This is a genomic window from Delftia sp. CH05 (genome assembly GCF_009827015.1).
Lineage (GTDB): Bacteria > Pseudomonadota > Gammaproteobacteria > Burkholderiales > Burkholderiaceae_C > Comamonas > Comamonas tsuruhatensis.
In genome coordinates this window covers 132,618-157,105 of sequence record NZ_WUMG01000007.1, presented here as the reverse complement: position 1 = coordinate 157,105, position 24,488 = coordinate 132,618, and the positions used below count along the sequence as shown (strand labels likewise).

Genomic DNA, 24,488 nt, shown 5'->3' with positions numbered 1-24,488 from the left:
GAATTGCCATGTTCAGTACCGCCTTCCTCGATATCCCCCCTCTTTCCCGCGCTCAGGGCACGGTGAGCCTGCCAGGCTCCAAGAGCATCTCGAACCGCGTGCTGCTGCTGGCAGCGCTGAGCCAGGGAACGACCGTGGTCCACGACCTGCTTGACTCGGACGACACGCGCGTCATGCTCCGGGCCCTGCAGCAACTGGGCTGCACGGTGGAGCCCGCGACCATCACCCTCGGCCAGCCTGTGCGCATCACCGGCCTGGGCGGCGTCCTGCCCTCCGGCGCCACTGCCGAGCTGTTCATGGGCAACGCCGGCACGGCCATGCGGCCGCTGACGGCTGCCCTGTCCGTGCTGGGCGGCGACTTCCAACTCAGCGGCGTGCCGCGCATGCATGAGCGCCCCATCGGCGATCTGGTCGATGCGCTGCGCCAGCTCGGCTGCCGCATCGACTATCTGGGCAACGAGGGCTTTCCTCCGCTGCACATCCGCCAGCCCGATTTCTCGCAGCTGCCGCACAGCCCCATCCAGGTGCGTGGCGATGTCTCCAGCCAGTTCCTGACCTCGCTGCTGATGGCGCTGCCGCTGCTGGCCACCACGCGCGACATCACCATCGAAGTCGTGGGCGAGCTGATCTCCAAGCCCTACATCCATATCACGCTGGAGTTGCTGGCCCGCTTCGGCATCGCCGTGCACAACGAGAACTGGCAGCGCTTCACCATCCCGGCCGGCAGTCGCTACCGCTCGCCGGGCGAGATCCATGTCGAGGCAGACGCCTCGTCGGCGAGCTACTTCATCGCACTGGGCGCCATCGCCTCGGACAGCGCCGAAGGCATCCGCATCCTCGGCGTGGGACTGGATTCCATCCAGGGCGATATCCGCTTTGTCGAAGCCGCGCGCGCCATGGGGGCCGAGGTGGAGGGAGGCCCGAACTGGCTGCGCATCCGCCGCGGCGCCTGGCCGCTCAAGGCCATCGACCTGGACTGCAACCACATCCCCGATGCCGCCATGACGCTGGCCGTCATGGCCCTGTATGCCGATGGCACGACCACGCTGCGCAACATCGCAAGCTGGCGCGTCAAGGAGACCGACCGCATCGCGGCCATGACCAAGGAGCTGCGCAAGCTGGGCGCCGAAGTCGAGGAAGGCGCGGACTTCATCCGCGTCACACCACCCGCATCCACCGCCGCATGGCGCGCGGCCAGCATCCACACCTACGACGATCACCGCGTGGCCATGTGCTTCTCGCTGGCGGCCTTCAACCCGGCCGCCCTGCCGGTGCGCATCGAAGACCCCAAGTGCGTCGCCAAGACCTTCCCCGACTACTTCGAGGCCCTGTTCTCGGTCTGCGAGACGGCCCGCGCGCGCATTCCCGTGATCTGCATCGACGGCCCCACGGCCTCCGGCAAAGGAACCATCGCCGCCGAGGTGGCCGAGGCCCTGGGCTACCACCTGCTGGACTCGGGCGCGCTGTACCGCCTCACAGGACTGGCCGCGTCGCGGGCCGGCATGGTGCTGGACGAATCCCACGCCCCGCAGATTGCCGCGCTGGCGCGCGCGCTGCCCGTGCGCTTTGATGCCGAGCAGCGCATCTGGCTGGGCGACGAGGATGTCACCCTGATCCTGCGCAGCGAGGAGTCGGGCATGAACGCCTCGCGCGTCTCGGCCCTGCCGGCCGTGCGCGATGCACTGGTGGACCTGCAGCTGTCCTTCCAGCAGCTGCCGGGACTGGTCGCCGACGGCCGCGACATGGGCACGGTGATCTTTCCCCATGCTCCCCTCAAGGTCTATTTGTCGGCCTCCGCCGCCTGTCGCGCCGAGCGCCGGCATAAGCAGTTGATTTCCAAAGGAATTGCCGCTAACATAAGCGCCCTTCGGGCAGACCTTGAAGCACGCGATGCGCGGGACATGAACCGCAGCGTTGCCCCCCTCAAGCCCGCCCAGGATTCCATGCTGCTTGACAGCTCCGAGCTTTCCATCGAAGAGGTGGCAGAGCAGGTGCTTTCATGGTGGCAGGAACGCCAGCCGTTCGGCCGCGACTGATTGCCAGTTGCGCCGCACGGTCGGCAACCCGCCCTCCGGGCCCAGACATGGCGGCACCGCCCCGTGTACGGCCCGAAGTTCATAGACTCCAACCCCGTGGTTGAACCCACAACACCTCCGCAAACAGTCCTAGAAACGCTTGGCAATGGTGCCAACGGAAACCTGTTTGCGGGCAAGGAAATACATGTCTGAATCTTTTGCCTCCCTGTTTGAAGAATCGCTGCAACGCACGGAAATGCGTCCTGGCGAGGTCATCACCGCTGAAGTCGTGCGCGTCGAGCACAACTTCGTCGTCGTGAACGCTGGCCTGAAGTCGGAAGCCTATGTGCCGATCGACGAATTCAAGAACGACCAGGGAGAAATCGAAGTCCAGGTGGGCGACTTTGTGTCGGTCGCCATCGGCTCGATCGAAAACGGCTACGGCGACACCATCCTGTCGCGCGACACCGCCAAGCGCCTGGCCTCGTGGCTGGCTCTGGAAAAGGCCCTGGAATCGGGCGAATTCGTGACCGGCACGACCTCCGGCAAGGTCAAGGGCGGCCTGACGGTGCTGGTCAACGGCATCCGCGCCTTCCTGCCCGGTTCGCTGATCGACACCCGTCCGATCAAGGACCTGACTCCGTACGAAAACAAGACGATGGAGTTCAAGGTCATCAAGCTGGACCGCAAGCGCAACAACGTGGTGCTGAGCCGCCGCGCCGTGGTCGAAGCCTCGATGGGCGAAGAGCGCGCCAAGCTGATGGAGACGCTGAAGGAAGGCGCCATCGTTCAAGGCGTGGTCAAGAACATCACCGAATACGGTGCGTTCGTGGACCTGGGCGGCATCGACGGCCTGCTGCACATCACCGACATGGCATGGCGCCGCGTGCGTCATCCCTCGGAAGTCGTGCAGGCTGGCCAGGAAATCACTGCCAAGATCCTCAAGTTCGACACCGAGAAGAACCGTGTCTCGCTGGGTCTGAAGCAAATGGGCGACGACCCGTGGATGGGCGTTTCGCGCCGCTATCCCTCGAGCACCCGCCTGTTCGGCAAGGTCACGAACATTGCCGACTACGGCGCGTTCGTCGAGCTGGAACCCGGCATCGAAGGCCTGGTGCACGTCTCCGAAATGGACTGGACCAACAAGAACATTGCTCCGACCAAGCTCGTGACCCTGGGTGACGAAGTCGAAGTCATGGTGCTGGAGATCGACGAAGACAAGCGTCGCATCTCGCTGGGCATGAAGCAGTGCAAGGCCAACCCCTGGCAAGAGTTCGCGCAGAACACCAAGCGCGGCGACCGCGTCAAGGGCCCGATCAAGTCGATCACCGACTTCGGCGTGTTCGTGGGTCTGGCTGCCGGCATCGACGGCCTGGTGCACCTGTCCGACCTGTCCTGGAACGAGCCCGGCGAAGCTGCCGTGCGCAACTACAAGAAGGGCCAGGAAGTCGAAGCCATCGTGCTGGCCGTGGACGTCGAGCGCGAGCGCATCTCCCTGGGCATCAAGCAGCTGGACAGCGATCCCTTCACGACCTTCGTGACCGTGAACGACAAGGGCCAGATCGTGTCGGGCAAGGTCAAGACGGTGGACGCACGTGGTGCTGAAATCGACCTGGGCGAAGACATCGTCGGCTACCTGCGCGCTTCGGAAATCGCCGTTGACCGCGTGGAAGATGCCCGCTCGGTGCTGAAGGAAGGCGACGAGATCACCGCCGTGGTGGTCAATGTGGATCGCAAGACCCGCAACATCCAGCTGTCGATCAAGGCCAAGGACCAGGTTGACCAGCAAGAAGCCATGGCTTCCCTGTCCGCCCAGTCGGCCAAGGAAAACGCCGGCACGACCAGCCTGGGCGCCCTGCTGCGCGCCAAGCTGGACAACTCCGACAAGTAATCAGCAGCCAGTCTGCTGACCGCTGAAGGTCGGATGCGACGGGTGCCTCCGGGCGCCCGTCGCCATTTCAACCCCTGATTCCTATCCTTGATGACCCGATCCGATCTCGTCGAAGAACTCGCAGCACGCTTTGGCCAACTGAGCCAGCGCGACGCCGAGCAGGCCGTCAAGACGATTCTTGACGCCGTCAGCGATGCCCTGGTGCGCGGCCATCGCATCGAAATCCGCGGCTTTGGAAGTTTCTCGGTCAACCACCGCCCGCCCCGCATGGGCCGCAATCCCCGCAGCGGCGAGGCCGTCCACATTCCGTCCAAGCGCGTGCCGCACTTCAAGCCCGGCAAGGCCCTGCGCGAAGCCGTGGACCTGCGCCCCGGCGCGGCGCCCGACACGGTTGCCGCCAGCTCCGCAGGCACCGGCCCTGCCGCCTGAAAGCCGGCTTGCCGGCTGCGCGCACTGCAGCCGTCGTCACCGCCAGGCTCTAGAATCGTTCCCGTCACACAAGGGAACACATGAAGTACTTCCTGTGGCTGCTCAAGGCGGCCATTTTTTTTACGCTGTTCGCCTTCGCACTGAACAACCAGCAGGACGCGACGGTGCACTTCTTCTTCGGCACCTCCTGGACTGCGCCGCTGGTACTGGTGGTGCTGGCGGCCTTCGCCCTGGGCCTGATCGTGGGCGTGCTGGGCATGGTGCCGCGCTGGCTCAAGCACCGCAATGCCGCGCGCTCGACCCAGGCCCCCGCGCCTGCAGCCGAAGGAGCGGCGCCAACCACGGCGCCCAAGGCGCCCCCCTCCCCCATCCTGCCGGGCGACGTGCATGGAATTTGATCTGAGCTGGATACTGCTGGGCCTGCCCGTGGCCTTCGTGCTGGGCTGGCTGGCCTCGCGCTGGGACCTGCGGCAGATCCGCGCCGAAAACCGCCAGGCACCCAAGGCCTACTTCAAGGGATTGAACTTCCTGCTCAACGAGCAGCAGGACAAGGCCATCGACGCCTTCATCGAAGCCGTGCAGAACGACCCCGACACCTCGGAGCTGCACTTCGCCCTGGGCAATCTCTTTCGCCGCCGCGGCGAATACAACCGCGCCGTGCGCGTGCATGAGCACCTGCTGTCGCGCGGCGACCTCAGCCGCGTGGACCGCGACCGCGCCCAGCACGCGCTGGCCCAGGACTTTCTGAAGGCAGGCCTGCTCGATCGCGCCGAGGACGCGCTGCGCCGCCTGGAAGGCACGGCCTTCGAGGCCGAGGCCCGCCTGGCCCTGCTGGCCATCTACGAGCGCTCGCGCGACTGGACACAGGCCGCCGCCATTGCTCGCCGCATGCAGGATGCCAACCAGGGGGACTTCAGTGGCCGGCTGGCGCACTACCTGTGCGAAGACGCCCAGTCCTTGCTCACGCAGGGCCAGCAGGCCGAGGCGCTGCAGCGGCTGCAGCAAGCCATCACCACAGCACCCCAGGCTGCGCGACCGCGCCTGGAGCATGCCCAGCTGCAGCATCGCATGGGGCAATCGGCCCAGGCCTTGCAAACGCTGGAGAGCCTGGCCGAGCAATCCCCCGCCGCGCTGCCGCTGGCAGCCCAGTTGCTGGTGGACATCGCCGCCGCCACAGGCCAACGCCAGGATGTCCACCAGCTGCTCAGCCAGCAATATGCCCAGGCACCTTCGCTGGACCTGCTGCAGGCGCTGGTTGCGCTGGACGCTCAAATTGAAGAACAGAGCACCGATGGTGAAACCAAGGCACCGGGACGCGCCCGCCTGGTCCAGCATCTGGACCGGGAACCTTCCCTGGTGGCTGCTGCGCAGTGGCTGGCTGGCGAGAAACTGTCCGAGGAGCAATACCACCCAGCCGTGCAACGCGCGCTGGACCACGCCGCCAAACCGCTGACCCGCTACCGCTGCGCGGCCTGCGGCTTCGAGGCTCGCCAGCATTTCTGGCACTGCCCCGGCTGCCAGAGCTGGGACAGCTACCCGGCCCGGCGCGTCGAGGAGCTGTGATGGGCCGGGGTGGCGAAAGGCGGCCATATCCCCGGCACCGCGTCACCCCCATTGGCAAACACGGCATGACCAGTGTATTTTCAGAGTATTCCTAGAAACCGCCCTGGAGGGCGCGTGGCCATTGGCTTTGGGCGCGTGCGGCCGTGCCTGCGCCGGCCTCCTGGAGCCCGCGACTGCCTGGCGGCACGCCAGAGGCCTGCATAAGATGCTTCTGGGTCGCAATGTTGCGGCCCTCAACATTGAGGGATCAGGAGGTTTGTATGTTCAGAAAATTGATGGCTGGCTTCATTGCGCTGCTGTGGTCCGTGATGGCTTTGGCCGCTGTGGAAGCCAACAAGGCGAATGAAGCCGAACTGACATCCATCAAGGGCATAGGCCCGGCCATGTCGGCACGCATTCTCGAGGAACGCAAATCCGCCCCCTTCAAGGACTGGCCCGACTTCATCGCACGGGTCAAGGGTGTGGCCGAACCGACAGCCACCAAGTTTTCGGGCGAAGGCCTGACTGTCAACGGCAGCAGCTACAAAGGCCACAGCGCCAAGCCTGATGCCAAGGACACTGCGGCCAAGGGGGGCAAGGACACGGCGGCCCAGGGCACCAAGCCGACCAAGGAGCAGGCGGCAAAGCCGGCCACTCCAGCCAAGGCCGGCTCGGCCTCCTGAAGACGCGAACTGTCTCTATCCAACCCGCTTCGGCGGGTTTTTCATGCGTACGACCCTCGGGGTATGCGCGGCCATAGCCTGAAACATGCTCAGGTTTTCATAGCGAAGCAAAAAACCTTGCCCGTAAAATGGACCGCCCATGCCCCTGATCACCCTCATACTCCTACCCTTCATCGGCAGCCTGATTGCCGCAATGCTGCCCGCCAATGCGCGCAATACGGAGTCGACTCTGGCCGGCGTGATCGCATTGGGCTGTGCCATACAGACCGCATTGCTGTTTCCACAGATCGCCGATGGGGAAGTGCTGCGCCAGGAGATCGAGTGGCTGCCGGCACTGGGACTGAACCTGGTGATCCGCATGGACGGCTTTGCCTGGATGTTCTGCATGCTGGTGCTGGGCATAGGCTCGCTGGTCGTGCTGTATGCGCGCTACTACATGTCGCCGGCCGATCCCGTGCCGCGCTTTTTCTCTTTCTTTCTGGCCTTCATGGGCGCGATGGCGGGCGTGGTGCTGTCGGGCAACATCATCCAGATTGCCTTCTTCTGGGAGCTGACCAGCCTCTTCTCCTTTCTTCTGATCGGATACTGGCACCATCGCAAGGATGCACGCCGCGGCGCGCGCATGGCGCTGACGGTGACGGGCACAGGCGGCCTGGCCATGCTGGCCGGCATGCTGGTGCTGGGCCACATCGTGGGCAGCTATGACCTGGACAACGTGCTCATCGCCGGCCAGCAGGTGCGTGACCACCAGCTGTACCTGATCGCCCTGGTGCTGATCCTGCTGGGCGCGCTGACCAAGAGTGCGCAGTTCCCCTTCCACTTCTGGCTGCCGCACGCCATGGCCGCGCCCACGCCGGTGTCGGCCTATCTGCACTCCGCCACCATGGTCAAGGCCGGCGTGTTCCTGCTGGCGCGCATGTGGCCCGTGCTGGGCGATACCGATGCCTGGTTCTGGCTGGTGGGCGGAGCGGGCGCGGCAACCCTGCTCATCGGCGGCTATCTGGCCATGTTCCAGCACGATCTCAAGGGATTGCTGGCCTATTCGACGATTTCCCACCTGGGCCTGATCACGCTGCTGCTGGGCCTGAACAGCAAGCTGGCCGCCGTGGCTGCGGTGTTCCACATCATGAACCACGCGACCTTCAAGGCCTCGCTGTTCATGGCCGCGGGCATCGTTGACCATGAAAGCGGCACGCGTGACATCCGCCGGCTTTCGGGCCTGCGGCACATGATGCCCATCACGGCCACGCTGGCCTGCGTGGCCAGCGCGGCCATGGCGGGCGTACCGCTGCTCAACGGCTTCCTGTCCAAGGAGATGTTCTTCGCCGAGACTGTCTACCTGGATGCCGCTCCCTGGGTGCGCACGGCCTTGCCGGTGGCCGCCACGGTGGCGGGCATGTTCAGCGTGGCCTATTCGCTGCGCTTCACCATCGACGTCTTCTTCGGCCCCAAGGCCACCGACCTGCCGCACGACCCGCACGAGCCTCCGCACTGGATGCGCGTGCCCGTCGAGCTGCTGGTGCTGGCCTGCCTGGTGGTGGGCATGCTGCCGGCGTGGGCGGTGGGCAGCTTTCTCGCAGCGGCCGCCACGCCCGTGGTCGGCGGCGACCTGCCCGAGTACAGCCTGGCCATCTGGCACGGCTGGAACATGCCCTTGATCATGAGCCTTGTGGCGTTGATTGGCGGCATCCTGCTGTACATGCTGCTGCGCTGGCAGCGCCAGGCCGGCCATATGGATACCGCGCCGCTGGTGGGCACGCTCAGCGGCCAGCGTGTTTTCGAGAATCTGCTGGCCCGCCTGTCCCTGCTGGGCCGCTGGTCGCGCCGGCGCCTGTCCACCATGCGCCTGCAGTGGCAGATGCTGTGGCTGGTCTGCACCGCCGTGCTGGCTGGCGTTCTGCCCCTGTGGCTGCAAGGCATCAAGCTGGGCGACCGGAGCATGCTGCCGCTGTCGCCCGCCTTCGTGATGCTGTGGGCCGTGGGAATTCTCTGCGCCCTGGGTACGGCCTGGAAGGCCAAGTACCACCGGCTGACGGCGCTGATCATGCTGGGCGGCGCCGGCCTGTGCACCTGCCTGACCTTCCTGTGGTTCTCGGCGCCTGACCTGGCGCTGACCCAGCTGGTCGTCGAGGTCGCCACCACGGTGCTGATGCTGCTGGGCCTGCGCTGGATGCCCAAGCGCGACAAAAGCCTGCACATTCCCGTGCTGTCCGCCGAGCTGCGCGCCCGCTCGCGCCGCATGCGTGACCTGCTGCTGTCGCTGGTTGCAGGTGGCGGCATGGCCTGGCTGGCCTTCGCCATGATGAGCCGCCCCTTCTATGACGGGGCCTCCACCTTCTTCCTGGAACATGCGCTCAGCGATGGCGGCGGCACCAATGTGGTCAACGTCATGCTGGTGGACTTCCGGGGCTTCGACACCTTCGGCGAGATCGTGGTGCTGGGCATCGTGGCCCTGGTCGTCTATGCGCTGCTCAGGCGCTTTCGCCCGGCCCGCGAGACGCTGGACCTGCCCGAGCAGCAGCGCTACATGCCTGGCGACCTGCAGACCGATCTGTTCAATCCGCGCAACGCAGGCGATACGGCCGTGGGCTACCTGATGGTGCCTGCCGTGCTGGTGCGGCTGCTGCTGCCGTTTGCCGCCCTGGTTTCCGTCTACATCTTCATGCGCGGCCACAACGAGCCCGGCGGCGGCTTCGTGGCCGGCCTGGTGTTCTCGGTCGCCTTGCTGATGCAGTACATCATCTCCGGCACGCAGTGGGTCGAGGCCCACCTGCCGATCTTCCCGCGCCGATGGATCGGTGTCGGCCTGCTGTTCGCACTGGGTACCGGCATGGGCTCCATCGTGGCCGGCTATCCCTTTCTCACCAGCCACACCTTCCATATGACCCTGCCAGTCGTCGGCGACGTGCATCTCGCCAGCGCCCTGTTCTTCGACATCGGTGTGTTCTCGCTGGTGGTCGGCGCGACCATGCTCATTCTGACGGCCATCGCCCACCAATCGGTGCGCAGCCACCGCTACCACGCCCGTCTGCTGGAGGAGCAGCAGCAACAGGCCGAAGAGGCCGAAGCCGCCGTGCAGCAGGCCACCGCTGCAGCGCTTGCACGAGGAGGTTTCTGATGGAAGTCGTGCTTGCCATTGCCATCGGCGTACTGACGGGCTCGGGCGTGTGGCTGCTGCTGCGCCCACGCACCTACCAGGTCATCATGGGCCTGGCCCTGCTGTCTTACGCAGTCAACCTGTTCATCTTCAGCATGGGCCGCCAGGGCCTGGCCATCGACAAGGAGCCCGTGCTGCGCGCCGGCGTGCCGCAGGATCTTGCGCACTATGCGGACCCCATGCCGCAGGCGCTGGTGCTCACGGCCATCGTGATCGGCTTTGCCATGACGGCACTGTTCCTGGTGGTGCTGCTGGCCTCGCGCGGCACCACGGGCACCGACCATGTGGACGGAGCCCATTCCCGCACCGAGCAGGAGATGCCATGAACGAGCTGACCGCCCGTCTCATGCCGCACCTGATGCTGGCGCCCATCGTGCTGCCCATGCTTTCGGCAGCGCTGATGCTGTTGCTGCGCGAAGAGCGCCAGCGCCTCAAATTCGCTCTTGGACTGGTATCCACCCTGATGGGGCTGGGCGTGGCCGTGATGCTGATGCTGTGGACCGACCAGGCCGGCGCGCCCGTCAACCTGGGCGTCTACATGCCGGGCAACTGGCCCATGCCCTTCGGCATCTCGCTGGCACTGGACCGCCTGACCGGCATGATGCTGGTGCTGACCTATACGGTGGCCCTGGCCTCGCTGGTCTTCTCCAGCGCCCGCTGGCACCGCGCGGGGATGCACTTTCACTCGCTGTTCCAGTTTCAGCTGATGGGCCTGAGCGGCGCCTTCCTCACGGCGGACCTGTTCAACCTGTTCGTGTTCTTCGAGATCATGCTCGCGGCCTCCTATGGACTGGTCCTGCATGGTTCCGGGCGGACGCGCATCCAGGCGGGCCTGCACTACATCGCCATCAATCTTGCAGCCTCGTCGCTGTTCCTGATCGGCGTGTCCATGCTCTACGGCCTGACCGGCACGCTGAACATGGCCGACCTGGCACGTGCCATCCCCCAGGTCAGCAGCGACGACCGCGGGCTGCTGCATTCGGCCGCTGCCATCCTGGGCATTGCCTTCCTGACCAAGGCAGCCATGTGGCCGCTGAACTTCTGGCTGGTGCCGGCCTACAGCGCAGCCACCGCTCCCGTGGGCGCCGTGTTCGCGCTCATGACCAAGGTGGGCGTCTACGTGGTGCTGCGGCTGTGGACGCTGCTGTTCAGCTCCGAGGCCGGCGCCTCCGCCCTGTTCGGCAGCACCTGGCTGATCGTCGGCGGCATGCTGACCATGGCCTTCGGCGGCCTGGGCATGCTGGGCTCGCAGCGCCTGACGCATATCGCAGGCTTTGCGGCCGTTCTCTCTTCGGGCACCTTGCTGGCCGCCACGGGCTTTGGCCAGAACGCCTTGACGGCGGGGCTGCTGTACTACCTGCCCAGCTCCACCCTGGCCGTGAGCGCCCTGTTTCTGATCGCCGACGTGGTGGACCGCTGGCGCGTGGATGACGATGCGGGCGAGCCCTATGAGGATGACGAGGCTCCCTTCCTCAACGCCGAACTGCTGCCCACGGAGGGCTTCAACCTCGACGAATCCGAAGAGGTGCTGATCGGCCGCGCGATTCCCGCAGCGGCCGCCTTCATCGGCCTGAGCTTCATGCTGGCCACCCTGGTGGTCACCGGCCTGCCCCCGCTTTCGGGCTTTGTGGGCAAGTTCGCCATGCTGTCTGCCCTGCTCAACCCGCTGGGCCTGGGCAACTCCAGCGGCTTCCAGGCCGGCTGGGCCGGCTGGGTGCTGGTGGCGCTGATGATCGCCACGGGACTGCTTGCCCTGCTGTCGCTGGTGCGCGCCGGCATACGCCATTTCTGGGCGACCGAGGAGCAGAACTCGCCTTCGTTGCGTGTGGCCGAAGGCCTGCCCATCGCCGTGCTGCTGGCCTGCTGCGTGGCGCTCACCGTGCAGGGTGGCCAGCTGATGGGCTACACGCAGCGTGCGGCCGATGCGCTGCTGGCGCCCGATGTCTATGTGCGCTCCGTCATGGGCACGCAGCCGGAGCCGAGCCCGGCAGAAAAGAAGGCGCGGCTGGAAGCCGGCCCCGAAGGCGCCGCGCGCGCCGCTGCCCAGGCCAGCGGCGCGCCCATGCCCGCAGGCATAGGCGATGCAGGCCCAACGGCCGGCAAGGAGGATTCCCGATGATGAAAACCCTGCTGCCCGCGCCGCTGCTGTCGGTGGCGCTGTTCCTGCTGTGGCTGCTGCTCAACCGCTCGTTCAGCAGCGGCCAGATCCTGCTGGGCGCCTTGCTGGGCCTGTTGCTGCCGCTGCTGCTGCGCGGCCTGCGCCCCTTGCCCGTGCGCGTGCGCCATCCGCTGACCATCGTGCGCCTGGGGCTGCGCGTGGTCTGGGACACCTCGGTGTCCAACTTCAACGTCGTGCGGTTCATGCTGTTTCCGGGCATGCGCAAGCACCCGGCCAACTTCGTGCGCATCCCGCTGGAACTGCGCGACCCCAACGGCCTGGCCGTGCTCGCCATGATCGTGTGCATCACGCCCGGCACGGCCTGGGCCGAGATCTCGCGCGACCGCTCCCAGCTCATGCTGCATGTGCTGGAGGTCGATGATCCCGAAGAGATCGTCCAACACGTCAAGCGCTCCTACGAGCGCCCCCTGATGGAGATTTTCGAATGATGCCCTGGTTCCACTGGACTTTGATGTTCGCGCTGGGCCTGCTGGTCGCCGCCATGGGCTGCGCCGTGCTGCGCCTGCTCAAGGGCCCGCACGCCCAGGATCGCGTGCTGGCGCTGGACTGCATGTACCTCAACGGCATGCTGGCCATGCTGCTGATGGGCATCATCTATGACAGCACCAGCTATTTCGAGGCCGCCCTACTGGTTGCGCTGTTCGGCTGCGTGGGCTCCACGGCCATGGCCAAGTTCCTGCTGCGCGGCGAGGTGATCGAATGATGCCGGAAACCACCACGCTGCCGCTGTGGTGCCAGATCCTGGTGGCTGCGCTGGCGCTGGGCGGCGCCATCATCGCCTTTCTGGGCTCCATGGGCCTGTGGCGCCTGGACAGCTATTTCGAGCGCGTGCATGCGCCTTCCATCATCGCCACCATGGGCTGCTGGCTGATCATGCATGCCACCTGGATCTACTTTTCCGTCAGCGGCCAGAGCCTGGCCGTGCATGCGCTGCTGATTGCGGTGTTCATCTCGGTGACCGTTCCCATCACGACCATCTTCCTGATGCGTGCAGCCCTGTTCCGCGCACGCCGTGCGGGCCAGGACGTGCCCCCGCCGCTGAGCAGCGTCGTGCGCAACGAGCCGGCCGAACACCCGGACGTCTGAAGCGCAATCGGGCCTGAAAATACCCGCCGATGCGGCAGGCAGCGGCAGGCAAAAGCCCTACTGCCAACTGTCCAGCATACGAATTCGCCCACGGCTGCGTCAATGCGCCAAAGCACCCGGTGCGCGAGCCCCGCGGCTATGAGTTTGTGAGCGTATAGTGCAGTCATCATCTGCGCTGGCAACGTATTTGATGGAACGGCCACAGGCGTGGCCGCCCTGGTTTTTCCTGTGTACGAGGGTTCATGCAAATCTCTTCCCCCCTGACCGATACCGACCTCGCCAACGGCTGGTCGGCCCTTCACAACCAGGCACACAACGGCATGGCATTGCAGCAGAACTCCAATCGCCTCGCCTTCGCGGACCCGGAATTCATGTTCCGCCGCGAAACCCGCGGTATCCGCATGCAGCTGGAGCTGCTCAAGCCGGACCTGGCCCAGATCGAGCGCGGCATCGAGCACACCGTCGTGGTCTATGGCAGCGCCCGCTTCGTGGACCTGGAGCAGGCCGAGCAGCAATTGGCCGACGCACAGGCCAGCGGCGATCCCCAGCGCGTTGCCTTGGCCGAGCGCGCCGTGCGCAATGCGCACCGCTATGAACAGGCCCGCGCCTTCACGCGCATCGTGGCCGCCGACAGCCTGAACCAGCCGCCCGAGGAGCGCCTCTACATCTGCACCGGCGGCGGCCCCGGCATCATGGAGGCGGCCAACCGGGGCGCCCATGACGTGGGCGCGCCCAGCATCGGCCTGAACATCGAGCTGCCGCACGAGCAAAACGGCAACCGCTTCATCTCGCCGGACCTGAGCTTCAAGTTCCACTACTTCGCCCTGCGCAAGATGCATTTCATGATGCGCGCCAAGGCCCTGGTGGCCTTCCCCGGCGGCTTCGGCACGCTGGACGAGCTGTTCGAGGTGCTGACCCTGATGCAGACCGGCAAGACGCATTCGGTGCCCGTGATCCTTTTTGGCACCGAGTTCTGGAAGCGCCTGCTCAACATCGACCTGATGATCGAGGAAGGCACGATCTCGCCCAAGGACCTGCAGCTGTTCCGCTATACCGATGATCCGGTCGAGGCCTGGGCGCTGATCAAGCAGTTCCACGCTGGCGGCTGGTAAGCCGCAGCGGCCGGCAGGCCGCCACCGCGTCGCAAGGCGATCTGCGCACCAAGGCGCAGGTCGCTTTTTTTCATTCCGGCTTGCGCGGCGTCAGCCCCATGAACCAGGCCGTGCGGATGCCCGAGGCCACGGCCGCACCCACCACCCAGAACAGCGCAGACACGCCGATCAATGCCCCCGCCGAGCCGAACAGCACGGGCATGGCCACGCTGGAGGCATTGATGGCCATGAGCCGCAGGCCCAGTGCCTCGCCATGGCGGTGCTCGGGCGTGATCTGGTGCAGCATGCTCATGACCATGGGCTGCACAGATCCCAGTGAAAAACCCAGCATCACTGAACACATGCCCATGGTCAGCGCCGAGTCCATGAAGGGGTACAACGCAAAGACGAAGGCGGTGATGGCCATGGCACCGGAGATCACGGCGCCTTCGCGCAAGCGCTCGGCCACCAGCGGCATGGCCAGGCGGATGGCGGCGGCCGCCACGGCAAAAATGCCCAGCAGCGTGCCGATGACCGAGGCGCTCAGGCCCTTCTCATGGCCCAGCAGCGGCAGCACGAAGGTGTGCACGTCCCAGCATGCGGACTGCAGCCAGTTGACCAGCAGCAGGTTGCGGAAATTGCGGTCGCGCAACAGGTCCCAGGCATGCTGCTTGGGACCGCCGATGGGCGCGCGCACGGGCGGCAGCTCCTGCGTGTGGCGCACCCAGCTCCAGGCCAGCACGGGCACCAGGGCCAACAGGCCGAAGGCGACGCGGTAGCCCATGGTGCTGCCCTCGCCGCCAAAATTCGCGTGATCGATCAGCAGCCCGGTGCTGAAGGGCCCGATGAAGTTGGAGATGGCCGGGCCTATGGCCAACCAGCTGAACACCTTCTTGAGCGCCACCGCATCGTGGGTGACACGGCCCGCATGGCGCTGCACGGCAATCACCACGGCGCCGCTGGCTCCGCCCGTCAACAACGCCGCAAGGCATAGCACCGGATACAGCGGCAATGCCAGCGCCAGCGCGCAGCCCCCGCTGGCCGCCAGCATGGACAGGAAAAACGGCTTGCGAAAACCATGCTTGTCCGCGAAGCGCCCGGCCGGCAGCGCCAGGAACACCTGGGTCAGCGCGAACAGCGCCAGCAAGATGCCCACGGCCGCTGCGCTATAGCCCTGCTGCAGGGCCAGCAAGGGCGCTGCCAGCCGCATGCCGGCCATGGTGGCATGCACGCTGACCTGCGCCATGATGACCTTGAACAGGGCCAGGTTCATCTCAATCCTGCTCCGATCCCGGCTCCATTCCGGCCGCAGCATCCTTGTCATCCGGCAGGCCGGGCCGCGCTGCACTAGAGGTCGGCGCGGGCAGCTCCTGCACGTCGCGCAGCTGGCGCTGGATGGCGCGCGTGCGCACGCCCACCTGCTCGAAGCGCTTGGCCGCCGCGTCTATGGACTTGCGCGTGGCATCCACCACTTCGCCGAACTTGGCAAACTCGGTCTTGACCTGGCCGAGCACCGCCCAGACCTCGGACGAGCGCTTTTCGATGGCCAGCGTCTTGAAGCCCATCTGCAGGCTGCTGAGCATGGCGGCCAGGTTGGCCGGGCCGGTGACCATCACGCGGCAGCCGTTCTGCACGGCCTCGACCAGGCCGGGGCGGCGCATGACCTCGGCAAACAGGCCTTCGGTAGGCAGGTAGAGCACGGCAAAGTCCGTGGTGTGCGGCGGGCTCACGTACTTGCCGTGGATCTTGCGCGCCTCGAACTTGATCGATGCCTCGAAGGCATTGCCTGCCGAGACAATGGCCGCCTTGTCCGCCGCATCCTGGGCGTCGAGCAGGCGCTGGTACTGCTCCACCGGGTACTTGGCGTCGATGGGCAGCCAGACCGGCGTCTCGTCGCTGCGTCCGGGCAGGCGGATGGCGAACTCCACCATGTCGTCGCTGCCGGGCACGGTCTTGACGTTGCGCGCGTACTGCTCGGGCGTGAGCACGTTCTCGATGATGGCGCCCAGCTGCAGCTCGCCCCAGGTGCCGCGCGTCTTCACATTGGTCATCACGCGCTTGAGATCGCCCACGCTGCCGGCCAGCGTCTGCATCTCGCCCAGGCCCTTGTGCACCTGCTCCAGCCGGTCGCTGACCAGCTTGAACGATTCGCCCAGGCGCTGCTCCAGCGTGGCATGCAGCTTCTCGTCCACCGTGCGCCGCATCTCTTCCAGGCGCGCCGCATTGTCTGACTGGATGGTGGCCAGCCGCTCGTTGAGCGTGCCGCGCAGCTGCTCGGCATGGACCTGGCTGGATTGCGCCAGCCCGCCCAGCTGCTGCTGGATGTCGTTCTTGAGGGAGTCCAGCGTGCTGCGCGTGGTCTGCGCCAGCGCCTCGAAGCGCTCCTGCACATGGGCGTTGAAGCGCTGCGTGCTTTCGCCCTGGGCCTCGCGGGCCTGGGCGCTGTCGGCGGCCAGCCGCACGGTGAGCCGGCCCAGTTCCATGCGAAAGGCTGCCAGCGCCTCGCCCTGCTCGCGCCGCGCCGCCTGGGCATCGAGCTGGGCCTGGGCCAGATGGGCCTGCAGCTGCTGCGAGACGCGGTCCAGCCCGCCATCGCTCTTGGCCACGGCCATCTGCGTGGCCTGGGCACCGCGCTCGAGCTGCTGCAGCCGCACGTCCAGCATCTGCAGCGCCTGCAGCACCTGCTGGGGCGCCACCCCGTCCTCGCGCTGCGCCGAGCGCCTCCACAGCAGCCAGATCACGGCCGCCTGCCCCAACAGCAGCACGGCCCAGGCCGACCACCACACTCCGGATATCTGGGTCAAGATTTTGCTTGCGCTCCATGCAGCGGGAAGCGGCCACGGCCAGCCTTCCCGCGATTGTCACAACACGGTGTTCAGGCCTTGGCGCGCGCGCCGGCGGCCGCCGCTTCGGGCTGGTTCACGGGCGTGCGCGGGCCCTTGCCGGACAGGAAGTCGATCAGGTTGTCGGCCGCCAGCTCGGCCATGGCGCTGCGCGTGCCCATGGTGGCGCTGGCGATGTGCGGGGTCAGCACCACGTTGGGCACGGTCAGCAGGTCGGGATGGACCGAGGGCTCGCCCTCGAACACGTCCAGGCCTGCTGCAGCAATGGTCCTGTCGCGCAGTGCCCTGGCCAGCGCCGCGTCATCGACGATGCCGCCGCGCGCGATGTTGATCAGCGTGGCCGTGGGCTTCATCCGGGCGATCTCGGCCGCGCCTATGGTGTGGTGGTTTTCCTTGGTGTAGGGCAGCACCAGCACCACATGGTCGGCCATGGCCAGCAGTTCATCCTTGCCCACGTAGCCGGCCTTGCATTCGGCTTCCAGCTCGGGCGACAGGCGCGAGCGGTTGTGATAGACCACCTTCATGCCGAAGCCATGCGCCCCGCGTTTGGCGATGCCCTGGCCGATGCGGCCCATGCCGATGATGCCCAGCGTGCTGCCGTGCACTTCCGCGCCGGCAAACAGGTCGTAGCGCCAGGAGTTCCACTTTCCGGCGCGCAGGTAGTGCTCGCTCTCTGTCACGCGGCGGGCCGTGGCCATCAGCAGGGCAAAGCCGAAATCGGCCGTGGTCTCGGTCAGCACGTCGGGGGCATTCGTGCCCTGCACACCTGCAGCCGTCATCGCAGGCACGTCGAAGTTGTTGTAGCCCACGGCCATATTGGCCACCACCTTCAGGCGCGGGCAGGCGGCCAGCAGCGCCGCATCGATGGTCTGCGAGCCCGTGGTCAGCACTCCATCCTTGTCCTGCAGATGCCTGGCCAGTTCCTGCGGGCTCCAGACCACGTCATCCTGGTTGGACTCGACCTCGAAGTGCTGCTCCAGCTTGCGCACCACTTCGGGCGGGATGGCACGGGCGATCAGGATGCGGGGTTTGCTTGCCATGTCTGTCTCTTTCCTTGTCTTGGCGTTAGGCGGTTCTTCAGCGGAACCAGATGAAGCTCATCAATACGAACAGCGGCACCAGAATGCACAGCGACCAGGCCATGTAGCCGAAGAAGCTGGGCATCTTCACGCCGCGCTCCTCGGCAATGGCCTTGACCATCAGGTTGGGCGCATTGCCGATATAGGTGTTGGCGCCCATGAACACCGCGCCCGCCGAGATGGCGGCCAGCGTCGAGGCCATGGCCGTCATCATCTGAGCGGCGTCTCCGCCCGCCGTATTGAAGAACACCAGGTAGGTCGGCGCGTTGTCCAGGAACGAGGACAGCAGGCCCGTGGCCCAGAAATACATCAGCGGATCGGGCGTGCCGTCGGCACGCGTCACGGCCCCCACGATGGCGCCGAAGGGTCCGGCCGTTCCCGCCTTGAGCATGGCGATCACGGGAATGATGGTCAGGAAGATGCCCGCGAACAGCTTGGCCACTTCCTGCATCGGCCCCCAGCCGAATTCATTGGCCTGGTGCACGCTGCGCGGCGTGAGCCTGAGGGACAGCACAGTCACGGCGACGAGGCCCGCATCGCGCACCAGACCCGGCAGGCCCACATGCGTGCCGGCCAGCACCAGACCGGCATCGGTACGCCACAGGCCGCTCATCAGCACCAGTGCCACCACGGCCAGCAGCAGCACGAAGTTCACGCCGCCATCAAAGCCCAGGCGGCTGGCGCGGCCCAAGGCATCGACGCTGGGCGTGGGATCGGGCAGATCCGCTTCGCCGGCCTTGCGCAGCAGCCAGGCATCGATTGCGTAGAACAGCGCCAGCAGCGCGCCCACCAGGAACAGCGTCTCGGTGAAGATGTGGCGTACCGTCCAGAAGAAATCCACCCCCTTGAGAAAGCCCAGGAACAGCGGTGGATCGCCCAGCGGCGTCAGCGAGCCGCCGGCATTGGAGACGATGAAGATGAAGAACACCACCACATGCACTTGGTGCCTGCGGTTGTCGTTGGCGCGCAGCAGCGGCCGGATCAGCAGCATCGAGGCGCCCGTGGTCCCCATGAAGCTGGCCAGCACGGCGCCGATCGCCAGGATGGCCGTGTTCAGCCCCGGCGATCCCTTGAGATTGCCGCGCACATAGATGCCGCCCGACACCGTGTACAGCGCCGTCAGCAGGATCACGAACGGCAGGTATTCAGCCAGCAGGGCATGCACCAGGTTGGCCATGGCCGCGCCCACGCCGAACACCGCCGCGAAGGGCAGCAGAAAGACCAGCGCCCAGGCGGCCGTCACCTTGCCGAAATGCCGGTGCCAGAAATGCGGCGCCGCCAGCGGCATCAGGGCGATGGACAACAGCATGCCCGCAAACGGCACGCCCCAAAGTACCGAAAGCTGGCCGCCGTCGATATCGGCGGCCAGGGCCCAGGATGGCGCGCAGGTGGCCAGCAGCGCCAGCAATCCGCGCAATGCCTTCATGGTCCCGTCTCCTCTTTGTTCTCTATTCACTGTCCCCTCCTGGCGGCAGGTGGTGCCGCAATCAAGCCTGCGCCGCAGGCGGCGCAATCTCGAACACCTGGCGCAGGTAGGCCAGGTACTTCTCGTCATCGCACATGCTCTTGCCCGGCGTGTCCGAGAGCTTGGCCACGGGCTGGCCGTTGCAGCGGGTCATCTTGATGACGATCTGCAGCGGCACATGGTCGGGCGCGTCGCCCAGGTCGTTGGTCAGGTTGGTGCCTATGCCGAAGGCCAGCTGGCAGCGGCCATGGAAGCGCTGGAACAGCTCGATGGTGCGCGGCACCGTCAGGCCGTCGCTGAAGATCAGCGTCTTGGTCAGCGGATCGATGCGGTTGGCACGGTAGTGGGCCAGCAGCCGCTCGCCCCACTCGAACGGGTCGCCGCTGTCGTGGCGCGCACCGTCGAAGAGCTTGCAGAAGTACAGGTCGAAATCGCGCAGGAAGGCCGACATGCCGTAGACGTCCGACAGCGCAATGCCCAGGTCGCCCCGGTATTCGCGCGCCCAGGATTCGAAGCCGAAGATCTGGCTGTCGCGCAGGCGCGGGCCCAGGGACTGGCAGGCCTGCAGGTATTCATGCGCCAGCGTGCCAAGGGGCCGCACGCCCAGCTTCATGGCGTACAGCACATTGCTGGTGCCGGCGAACTGGCCCTCGGACTCCACGGATGTGCCGGGCCGGCCCAGGCGTGCGCACAGCACGCGCAGCACCTCTTCATGCCAGGCCCGCGAAAAGCGGCGGCGCGTGCCGTAGTCGGCAATCTTGAGCTGCTCCAGGCCGGGCTGCTGCAGCAGCGCAATCTTGGCGTCGAGACGGCGCCGGCCTTCCGGAAAATCGGGCACCGGCTGGGTGTTGCGGAAGTACACCTCGTTGACGATGGCCAGCACGGGAATCTCGAACAGGATGGTGTGCAGCCAAGGCCCGCGGATGGTGATGTCGATCTCGCCATTGGGCAGCGCCTGCACCGTGATGCATTTCTCGTTGAGGTGGAACAGGCCCAGGAAATCGACGAAGTCGCTCTTGATGAAGCGCAGCGAGCTCAGATAGGCCAGCTCCGCGTCCTGGAAACGCAGGCTGCACAGCGAGCGGATCTCGGAGCGGATCTCGTTCACATAGGGTGCGAGCTGCACGCCGGGGTTGCGGCACTTGAAGCGGTACTCGACCTGTGCTCCGGGAAACTGGTGCAGCACCACCTGCATCATCGTGAATTTGTACAGGTCGGTATCGAGCAGGCTGGTGATGATCATGGACAGAGCCGGGCGGTAAGCGCCCCAGCGGTCAGATGGCAGACAGCTTTCGAGTGTAGGCCATACACACGCTGCCGCGCTGCGAGCGCACGCCTTGCATGCGCCCCGGACGCCATCAGCGGCGCAGCAGCGGCTCCAGCACCTGTCGCAGCGCCTGCGGAATCTGGGCAGGCCGGCGCGTATGCCGGTCCACATAGACATGCACGAAATGCCCGGCTGCCGCCGTCAATGGCTCGCCCTGCGCGAACAGCCCCACCTCGTAGCGCACGCTGGAGCCACCGATGCGGGCCACCCGGATACCGGCCTCCACCTCCTGCGGGAAGGCCAGCGGCGCAAAGTAATTGCATTGCGTCTCTATGACCAGGCCTATCGTCTCGCCCGCGTGGATATCCAGCGCGCCCTGCTCGATCAGATGGGCATTCACCGCCGTATCGAACCAGCTGTAATAGACGACGTTGTTGACGTGCCCGTAGACGTCGTTGTCCGACCAGCGCGTGCTGATGCGTCGGAATGCCGCATAGGCCGAACGGGGCTGCGGCGCGGGGCGGCTCGGGGGCGATTCATTCATGGCGGCCATTGTGCCGCCGGCCGAATGCGCCCTGTCCCCAGCCACTGTCGCCATCACGACGCGCACTGTTGCCAATCACTCGCCAAGCGAGTAAGCATGCAAACCGAAAAATGTCGTCAAACCGACATAAAACCAATTAAAAATCAAAGACTTACAAAAAACCCACAGCTTTGCCGATTTTTTTGCTGCACCGCAGCATCAGGTACTTGATTCCTTTTTTGCAATCCCTACAATAAGACCCATGCTGCACTGCAACATGACACTCAGTCAGGTCAGCGCAGGCAATTCCCCGTAACCCGAGACCCCTGTGGTCCGTTTTTCTGGAGACTGACATGAGCTTGACCCCTGACCAAATCCTGAGCGCACAAAAGGCCAACCTGGAAACCCTGTTCGGCCTGACGAGCAAGGCCTTCGAAGGCGTTGAAAAGCTGGTGGAACTGAATGTGACCGCCTCGCGCGCCGCACTGAACGAAGCCGCCCAGCACACCCAGGCCGTCCTGAGCGTGAAGGATGCGCAGGAGCTGCTGTCGCTGCAGGCCAACCTGTTCCAGCCCCTGGCTGAAAAGACCGCTGCCTACAGCCGCCACCTGTACGACATCGCCAGCGGCACCGGTGCCGAGCTGGCCAAGGCCTTCGAAAGCCAGGCATCCGATCTGCAGAAGAACTTCAGCGCCCTGGTGGACACCACCGCCAAGAACGCACCCGCAGGTTCCGAAACCGCCGTGGCCGTGATGAAGAGCGCCGTGTCGGCTGCCAACAATGCCTTCGAGTCGGTGCAAAAGGCCGTCAAGCAGGCTTCGGACCTGGCGGAAGCCAACTTCACGGCCGTGACCAACACCGCCAGCGAAGCCGTCCAGTCGGCCCAGACCCGCAAGCGTTGATCACGCCGTCTTACAACAGGGTTGCGTGCAAGAATTAGTGATTACCCTCATAATTGCATGCATCCCGGGTCGCAAGACCTGACCAGTTGTCTCCTTGGATCCTCTCGAAACCCCCGTTTCTGGATCCTTTCAAAACCCAGTCCTTGGACTGGGTTTTTTTTATTCCCGTCCTCGATACCCCGGGCTGCCATAGCCCTCCAGAACCACCCCCTTTATTAAGAACAATTCGCGTTTAGCCTATCATCGCGCTTTGCCAACAAAGAGAGGCCTGTCTTCATGTCGAAATCCCTGAAAGCCCTGTTTGCCGCTTGCGCCCTGGTGGCTGCCGGCACAGCCATTGCCGACTCCCAGGTCGTCAACCTCTACTCCGCGCGCCACTACTCCACGGACGAGGAGCTGTACAACGGCTTCACCAAGGCCACCGGCATCAAGATCAACCGCGTGGACGGCGACGACGCCGGCATCATTGCGCGCCTGAAGGCCGAGGGCCAGGCCTCGCCGGCCGACGTGATCCTGCTGGTCGATGCCGCGCGCCTGTACCGCGGCGAGGTGGATGGCCTGTTCCAGCCCATCCACTCCAAGCTGCTGGAAGACGCCATTCCCTCCAACCTGCGCGCCCAGCCCACGGCCGATGGCATCAGCTGGTTCGGCCTGTCCACACGTGCCCGCGTCATCGTCTACAACAAGGCCAAGGTCCAGCCTGCCGACGTGCAGAACTACGAATCGCTGGCCGACCCCAAGTTCAAGGGCCAGCTGTGCATCCGCTCGGGCTCGCATCCCTACAACCTGAGCCTGTTCGGCACCGTGGTCGAACACATGGGCGAGCAAAAGGCAGAGGGCTGGATCCAGGGCATGAAGGCCAACCTGGCCCGCCCGCCCAAGGGTGGCGACACCGACCAGATCAAGGCCGTGGCCTCGGGCGAATGCACCATCGGCGTGACCAACAGCTACTACCTGGCGCGCATGATGCGTTCGGGCAAGCCCGAGGACCAGGCCGTGGTCGGCAAGATCGGCGTGGTCTTCCCCAACCAGTCCAGCTGGGGCACGCACCTGAACATCGCGGGCGGCGCCGTGGCACGCCATGCCAAGAACAAGGACAACGCCGTCAAGTTCCTGGAGTACCTGGCCAGCCCCGCCGCCCAGAACTACTTTGCCAACGGCAACAACGAGTGGCCAGCAGCCAAGGGCGTGGAACTGGACAACCCTGCCCTCAAGGAAATGACCGGCGGCAAGCCCTTCAAGAGCGAGACCATCCCGATCACGGCCGTGGGCAAGAACATGACCAAGGTCCAGCAAATGCTGGACCGTGCCGGGTTCCAGTAATCCCCATCGCGCCCATCACCAGCCCGGCACTGCCGGGCTTTTTCTTGGGCGCGACATGGCTGCGGCCGGGGCTGCATGCATAATTTGAGAGTTACGTTTACGTCAACGTCAGATAACCAAGGAGACATTCCATGCAGATCAAGGACCGGGTATTCATCGTCACGGGCGGCGCCTCCGGGCTGGGCGAAGGCACGGCGCGCATGCTGGCGGCCGAGGGCGGCAAGGTGGTGATCGCCGATATGCAGGCGGACAAGGGCGAGGCCGTGGCGCACGAGATCGGCGGCGTCTTCGTCAAATGCGACGTGAGCCAGGAGGCCGATGGCCAGGCCGTGGTGGACAAGGCCGTGAGCCTGGGCAAGCTGGCAGGCCTGGTCAACTGCGCAGGCATTGCGCCCGCCGAGAAGACCGTGGGCAAGAACGGCGCGCACAACCTGGCGCTGTTCTCCAAAACCATCACGGTCAACCTGATCGGCAGCTTCAACATGATCCGCCTGGCCGCCGCCGCCATGTCGGCCAACGAGCCCGAGAGCACGGGCGAGCGCGGCGTGCTGATTTCCACGGCCAGCGTGGCCGCCTACGACGGCCAGATCGGCCAGGCGGCCTATGCGGCGTCCAAGGGCGGCGTGGTCGGCATGACGCTGCCCATTGCGCGCGACCTGGCGCGCAACGGCATCCGCAACATGACGATTGCCCCCGGCATCTTCGGCACGCCCATGCTGTTCGGCATGCCGCAGGAAGTGCAGGACGCGCTGGCCGCCGGCGTGCCCTTCCCCAGCCGCCTGGGCACGCCCCAGGACTATGCCAAGCTGGTGCGCCACATCCTGGACAACGACATGCTCAATGGCGAGGTGATCCGGCTGGACGGGGCCATTCGTCTGGCACCGAAGTAAGCACCCCCTGAGCGGCTACGCCGCTTCCCCCTCTCTTTCTCGCTTCGCGAGGGAGGGGGACGACACCCTCGCGGCGGGGCGGCGCGGCCGGCATAGGCCCTTGCTCGGTGTCCCTCGCTTTGG

Annotated in this window: 22 protein-coding genes; 16 read left to right on the top strand and 6 right to left on the bottom strand. The window is 65.7% G+C overall.

Annotated elements, in window-relative coordinates; translation table 11 throughout:
- The first annotated feature begins 8 nt into the window (after window positions 1–8).
- The 13 genes from GRX31_RS08825 (at window position 9) to GRX31_RS08765 (ending at window position 14,094) form a co-directional block, all read left to right on the top strand.
- Window positions 9–2,036, top strand: a complete 2,028-nt coding sequence (locus GRX31_RS08825; protein ID WP_160852242.1) for a bifunctional 3-phosphoshikimate 1-carboxyvinyltransferase/cytidylate kinase — start codon at window positions 9–11, stop codon at window positions 2,034–2,036.
- Window positions 2,037–2,181: 145 nt separating this feature from the next.
- Window positions 2,182–3,906: a 30S ribosomal protein S1 gene (rpsA, locus tag GRX31_RS08820; RefSeq protein WP_255247313.1), complete on the top strand. Its 1,725-nt coding sequence runs from the start codon at window positions 2,182–2,184 to the stop codon at window positions 3,904–3,906.
- A gap of 90 nt (window positions 3,907–3,996) precedes the next feature.
- Window positions 3,997–4,335 (top strand): integration host factor subunit beta, encoded by a 339-nt coding sequence (locus GRX31_RS08815; RefSeq protein WP_017404723.1) that lies wholly within the window; start codon window positions 3,997–3,999, stop codon window positions 4,333–4,335.
- An 80-nt stretch (window positions 4,336–4,415) separates the two neighbouring features.
- The gene (locus tag GRX31_RS08810; RefSeq protein ID WP_160852240.1) at window positions 4,416–4,733 is read left to right on the top strand and encodes a LapA family protein; all 318 of its coding nucleotides are present in this window, start codon (window positions 4,416–4,418) and stop codon (window positions 4,731–4,733) included.
- A complete protein-coding gene (gene lapB / locus GRX31_RS08805; RefSeq protein ID WP_160852238.1) occupies window positions 4,723–5,898 on the top strand; it encodes a lipopolysaccharide assembly protein LapB in 1,176 nt (391 codons plus the stop codon). Before GRX31_RS08810 ends, lapB begins: the two co-directional genes overlap by 11 nt.
- A gap of 260 nt (window positions 5,899–6,158) precedes the next feature.
- Window positions 6,159–6,560, top strand: coding sequence for a ComEA family DNA-binding protein (locus tag GRX31_RS08800; protein ID WP_034363686.1), 402 nt, complete (start codon window positions 6,159–6,161; stop codon window positions 6,558–6,560).
- Window positions 6,561–6,699: 139 nt separating this feature from the next.
- The gene (locus tag GRX31_RS08795) at window positions 6,700–9,678 is read left to right on the top strand and encodes a monovalent cation/H+ antiporter subunit A (RefSeq protein ID WP_016450500.1); all 2,979 of its coding nucleotides are present in this window, start codon (window positions 6,700–6,702) and stop codon (window positions 9,676–9,678) included.
- Window positions 9,678–10,043 carry a Na+/H+ antiporter subunit C gene (locus GRX31_RS08790; RefSeq protein WP_016450499.1) on the top strand — a complete coding sequence of 122 codons (366 nt, stop codon included), beginning with the start codon at window positions 9,678–9,680 and terminating at the stop codon, window positions 10,041–10,043. Before GRX31_RS08795 ends, GRX31_RS08790 begins: the two co-directional genes overlap by 1 nt.
- Window positions 10,040–11,836 carry a monovalent cation/H+ antiporter subunit D gene (locus GRX31_RS08785; RefSeq protein ID WP_017404727.1) on the top strand — a complete coding sequence of 599 codons (1,797 nt, stop codon included), beginning with the start codon at window positions 10,040–10,042 and terminating at the stop codon, window positions 11,834–11,836. Before GRX31_RS08790 ends, GRX31_RS08785 begins: the two co-directional genes overlap by 4 nt.
- Window positions 11,833–12,324, top strand: coding sequence for a Na+/H+ antiporter subunit E (locus GRX31_RS08780; RefSeq protein WP_016450497.1), 492 nt, complete (start codon window positions 11,833–11,835; stop codon window positions 12,322–12,324). The genes GRX31_RS08785 and GRX31_RS08780 overlap by 4 nt, the downstream gene beginning before the upstream one ends.
- Window positions 12,321–12,599 carry a K+/H+ antiporter subunit F gene (locus GRX31_RS08775; protein WP_012206532.1) on the top strand — a complete coding sequence of 93 codons (279 nt, stop codon included), beginning with the start codon at window positions 12,321–12,323 and terminating at the stop codon, window positions 12,597–12,599. The genes GRX31_RS08780 and GRX31_RS08775 overlap by 4 nt, the downstream gene beginning before the upstream one ends.
- Entirely contained in the window at window positions 12,596–12,982 is a 387-nt protein-coding gene (locus GRX31_RS08770) for a monovalent cation/H(+) antiporter subunit G (RefSeq protein WP_017404730.1), read from the top strand. The genes GRX31_RS08775 and GRX31_RS08770 overlap by 4 nt, the downstream gene beginning before the upstream one ends.
- A 242-nt stretch (window positions 12,983–13,224) precedes the next feature.
- Window positions 13,225–14,094, top strand: coding sequence for an LOG family protein (locus GRX31_RS08765; RefSeq protein ID WP_016450495.1), 870 nt, complete (start codon window positions 13,225–13,227; stop codon window positions 14,092–14,094).
- 70 nt (window positions 14,095–14,164) lie between these two features.
- Here the strand turns inward: GRX31_RS08765 and GRX31_RS08760 are convergent, their stop codons facing one another.
- The 6 genes from GRX31_RS08760 to GRX31_RS08735 form a co-directional block, all read right to left on the bottom strand.
- Entirely contained in the window at window positions 14,165–15,346 is a 1,182-nt protein-coding gene (locus GRX31_RS08760) for an MFS transporter (protein ID WP_016450494.1), read from the bottom strand.
- A gap of 1 nt (window position 15,347) precedes the next feature.
- Window positions 15,348–16,838 (bottom strand): DNA recombination protein RmuC, encoded by a 1,491-nt coding sequence (gene rmuC, locus GRX31_RS08755; RefSeq protein ID WP_046238057.1) that lies wholly within the window; start codon window positions 16,836–16,838, stop codon window positions 15,348–15,350.
- A 110-nt stretch (window positions 16,839–16,948) separates the two neighbouring features.
- Window positions 16,949–17,956 carry a 2-hydroxyacid dehydrogenase gene (locus GRX31_RS08750; RefSeq protein ID WP_160852236.1) on the bottom strand — a complete coding sequence of 336 codons (1,008 nt, stop codon included), beginning with the start codon at window positions 17,954–17,956 and terminating at the stop codon, window positions 16,949–16,951.
- Window positions 17,957–17,993: 37 nt separating this feature from the next.
- Complete coding sequence (locus tag GRX31_RS08745; protein WP_047218008.1) at window positions 17,994–19,421, bottom strand: sodium:proton antiporter; 1,428 nt, start codon at window positions 19,419–19,421, stop codon at window positions 17,994–17,996.
- A 61-nt stretch (window positions 19,422–19,482) separates the two neighbouring features.
- Window positions 19,483–20,703: a nicotinate phosphoribosyltransferase gene (pncB, locus tag GRX31_RS08740; RefSeq protein ID WP_047218007.1), complete on the bottom strand. Its 1,221-nt coding sequence runs from the start codon at window positions 20,701–20,703 to the stop codon at window positions 19,483–19,485.
- 115 nt (window positions 20,704–20,818) lie between these two features.
- Window positions 20,819–21,280 (bottom strand): acyl-CoA thioesterase, encoded by a 462-nt coding sequence (locus GRX31_RS08735; RefSeq protein ID WP_016450489.1) that lies wholly within the window; start codon window positions 21,278–21,280, stop codon window positions 20,819–20,821.
- A gap of 323 nt (window positions 21,281–21,603) precedes the next feature.
- Here GRX31_RS08735 and GRX31_RS08730 point away from each other — a divergent pair, with 323 nt between their 5' ends.
- The 3 genes from GRX31_RS08730 to GRX31_RS08720 all read left to right on the top strand — a co-directional run bounded on the left by GRX31_RS08730 (window position 21,604) and on the right by GRX31_RS08720 (window position 24,365).
- Window positions 21,604–22,152, top strand: a complete 549-nt coding sequence (locus GRX31_RS08730) for a phasin family protein (protein ID WP_016450488.1) — start codon at window positions 21,604–21,606, stop codon at window positions 22,150–22,152.
- 276 nt (window positions 22,153–22,428) lie between these two features.
- Window positions 22,429–23,475: an extracellular solute-binding protein gene (locus tag GRX31_RS08725; RefSeq protein ID WP_016450487.1), complete on the top strand. Its 1,047-nt coding sequence runs from the start codon at window positions 22,429–22,431 to the stop codon at window positions 23,473–23,475.
- A 131-nt stretch (window positions 23,476–23,606) separates the two neighbouring features.
- Window positions 23,607–24,365: a 3-hydroxyacyl-CoA dehydrogenase gene (locus GRX31_RS08720; RefSeq protein WP_016450486.1), complete on the top strand. Its 759-nt coding sequence runs from the start codon at window positions 23,607–23,609 to the stop codon at window positions 24,363–24,365.
- The last annotated feature ends 123 nt before the right edge of the window (window positions 24,366–24,488 follow it).

Excerpts from the sequence above, each read along its gene's own strand:
- rpsA (WP_255247313.1), top strand. The coding sequence starts at position 2,182 with ATGGTGCCAACGGAAACCTGTTTGCGGGCAAGGAAATACATGTCTGAA.
- GRX31_RS08790 (WP_016450499.1), top strand. The coding sequence starts at position 9,678 with ATGGAAGTCGTGCTTGCCATTGCCATCGGCGTACTGACGGGCTCGGGC.
- GRX31_RS08770 (WP_017404730.1), top strand. The coding sequence starts at position 12,596 with ATGATGCCGGAAACCACCACGCTGCCGCTGTGGTGCCAGATCCTGGTG.
- GRX31_RS08760 (WP_016450494.1), bottom strand. The coding sequence starts at position 15,346 with ATGAACCTGGCCCTGTTCAAGGTCATCATGGCGCAGGTCAGCGTGCAT.
- GRX31_RS08720 (WP_016450486.1), top strand. The coding sequence starts at position 23,607 with ATGCAGATCAAGGACCGGGTATTCATCGTCACGGGCGGCGCCTCCGGG.
- pncB (WP_047218007.1), bottom strand. The coding sequence starts at position 20,703 with ATGATCATCACCAGCCTGCTCGATACCGACCTGTACAAATTCACGATG.
- GRX31_RS08765 (WP_016450495.1), top strand. The coding sequence starts at position 13,225 with ATGCAAATCTCTTCCCCCCTGACCGATACCGACCTCGCCAACGGCTGG.
- GRX31_RS08780 (WP_016450497.1), top strand. The coding sequence starts at position 11,833 with ATGATGAAAACCCTGCTGCCCGCGCCGCTGCTGTCGGTGGCGCTGTTC.
- GRX31_RS08795 (WP_016450500.1), top strand. The coding sequence starts at position 6,700 with ATGCCCCTGATCACCCTCATACTCCTACCCTTCATCGGCAGCCTGATT.
- lapB (WP_160852238.1), top strand. The coding sequence starts at position 4,723 with ATGGAATTTGATCTGAGCTGGATACTGCTGGGCCTGCCCGTGGCCTTC.
- GRX31_RS08785 (WP_017404727.1), top strand. The coding sequence starts at position 10,040 with ATGAACGAGCTGACCGCCCGTCTCATGCCGCACCTGATGCTGGCGCCC.
- GRX31_RS08735 (WP_016450489.1), bottom strand. The coding sequence starts at position 21,280 with ATGGCCGCCATGAATGAATCGCCCCCGAGCCGCCCCGCGCCGCAGCCC.
- GRX31_RS08725 (WP_016450487.1), top strand. The coding sequence starts at position 22,429 with ATGTCGAAATCCCTGAAAGCCCTGTTTGCCGCTTGCGCCCTGGTGGCT.
- GRX31_RS08745 (WP_047218008.1), bottom strand. The coding sequence starts at position 19,421 with ATGAAGGCATTGCGCGGATTGCTGGCGCTGCTGGCCACCTGCGCGCCA.
- GRX31_RS08815 (WP_017404723.1), top strand. The coding sequence starts at position 3,997 with ATGACCCGATCCGATCTCGTCGAAGAACTCGCAGCACGCTTTGGCCAA.
- GRX31_RS08775 (WP_012206532.1), top strand. The coding sequence starts at position 12,321 with ATGATGCCCTGGTTCCACTGGACTTTGATGTTCGCGCTGGGCCTGCTG.
- GRX31_RS08730 (WP_016450488.1), top strand. The coding sequence starts at position 21,604 with ATGAGCTTGACCCCTGACCAAATCCTGAGCGCACAAAAGGCCAACCTG.
- GRX31_RS08810 (WP_160852240.1), top strand. The coding sequence starts at position 4,416 with ATGAAGTACTTCCTGTGGCTGCTCAAGGCGGCCATTTTTTTTACGCTG.
- GRX31_RS08825 (WP_160852242.1), top strand. The coding sequence starts at position 9 with ATGTTCAGTACCGCCTTCCTCGATATCCCCCCTCTTTCCCGCGCTCAG.
- GRX31_RS08800 (WP_034363686.1), top strand. The coding sequence starts at position 6,159 with ATGTTCAGAAAATTGATGGCTGGCTTCATTGCGCTGCTGTGGTCCGTG.
- GRX31_RS08750 (WP_160852236.1), bottom strand. The coding sequence starts at position 17,956 with ATGGCAAGCAAACCCCGCATCCTGATCGCCCGTGCCATCCCGCCCGAA.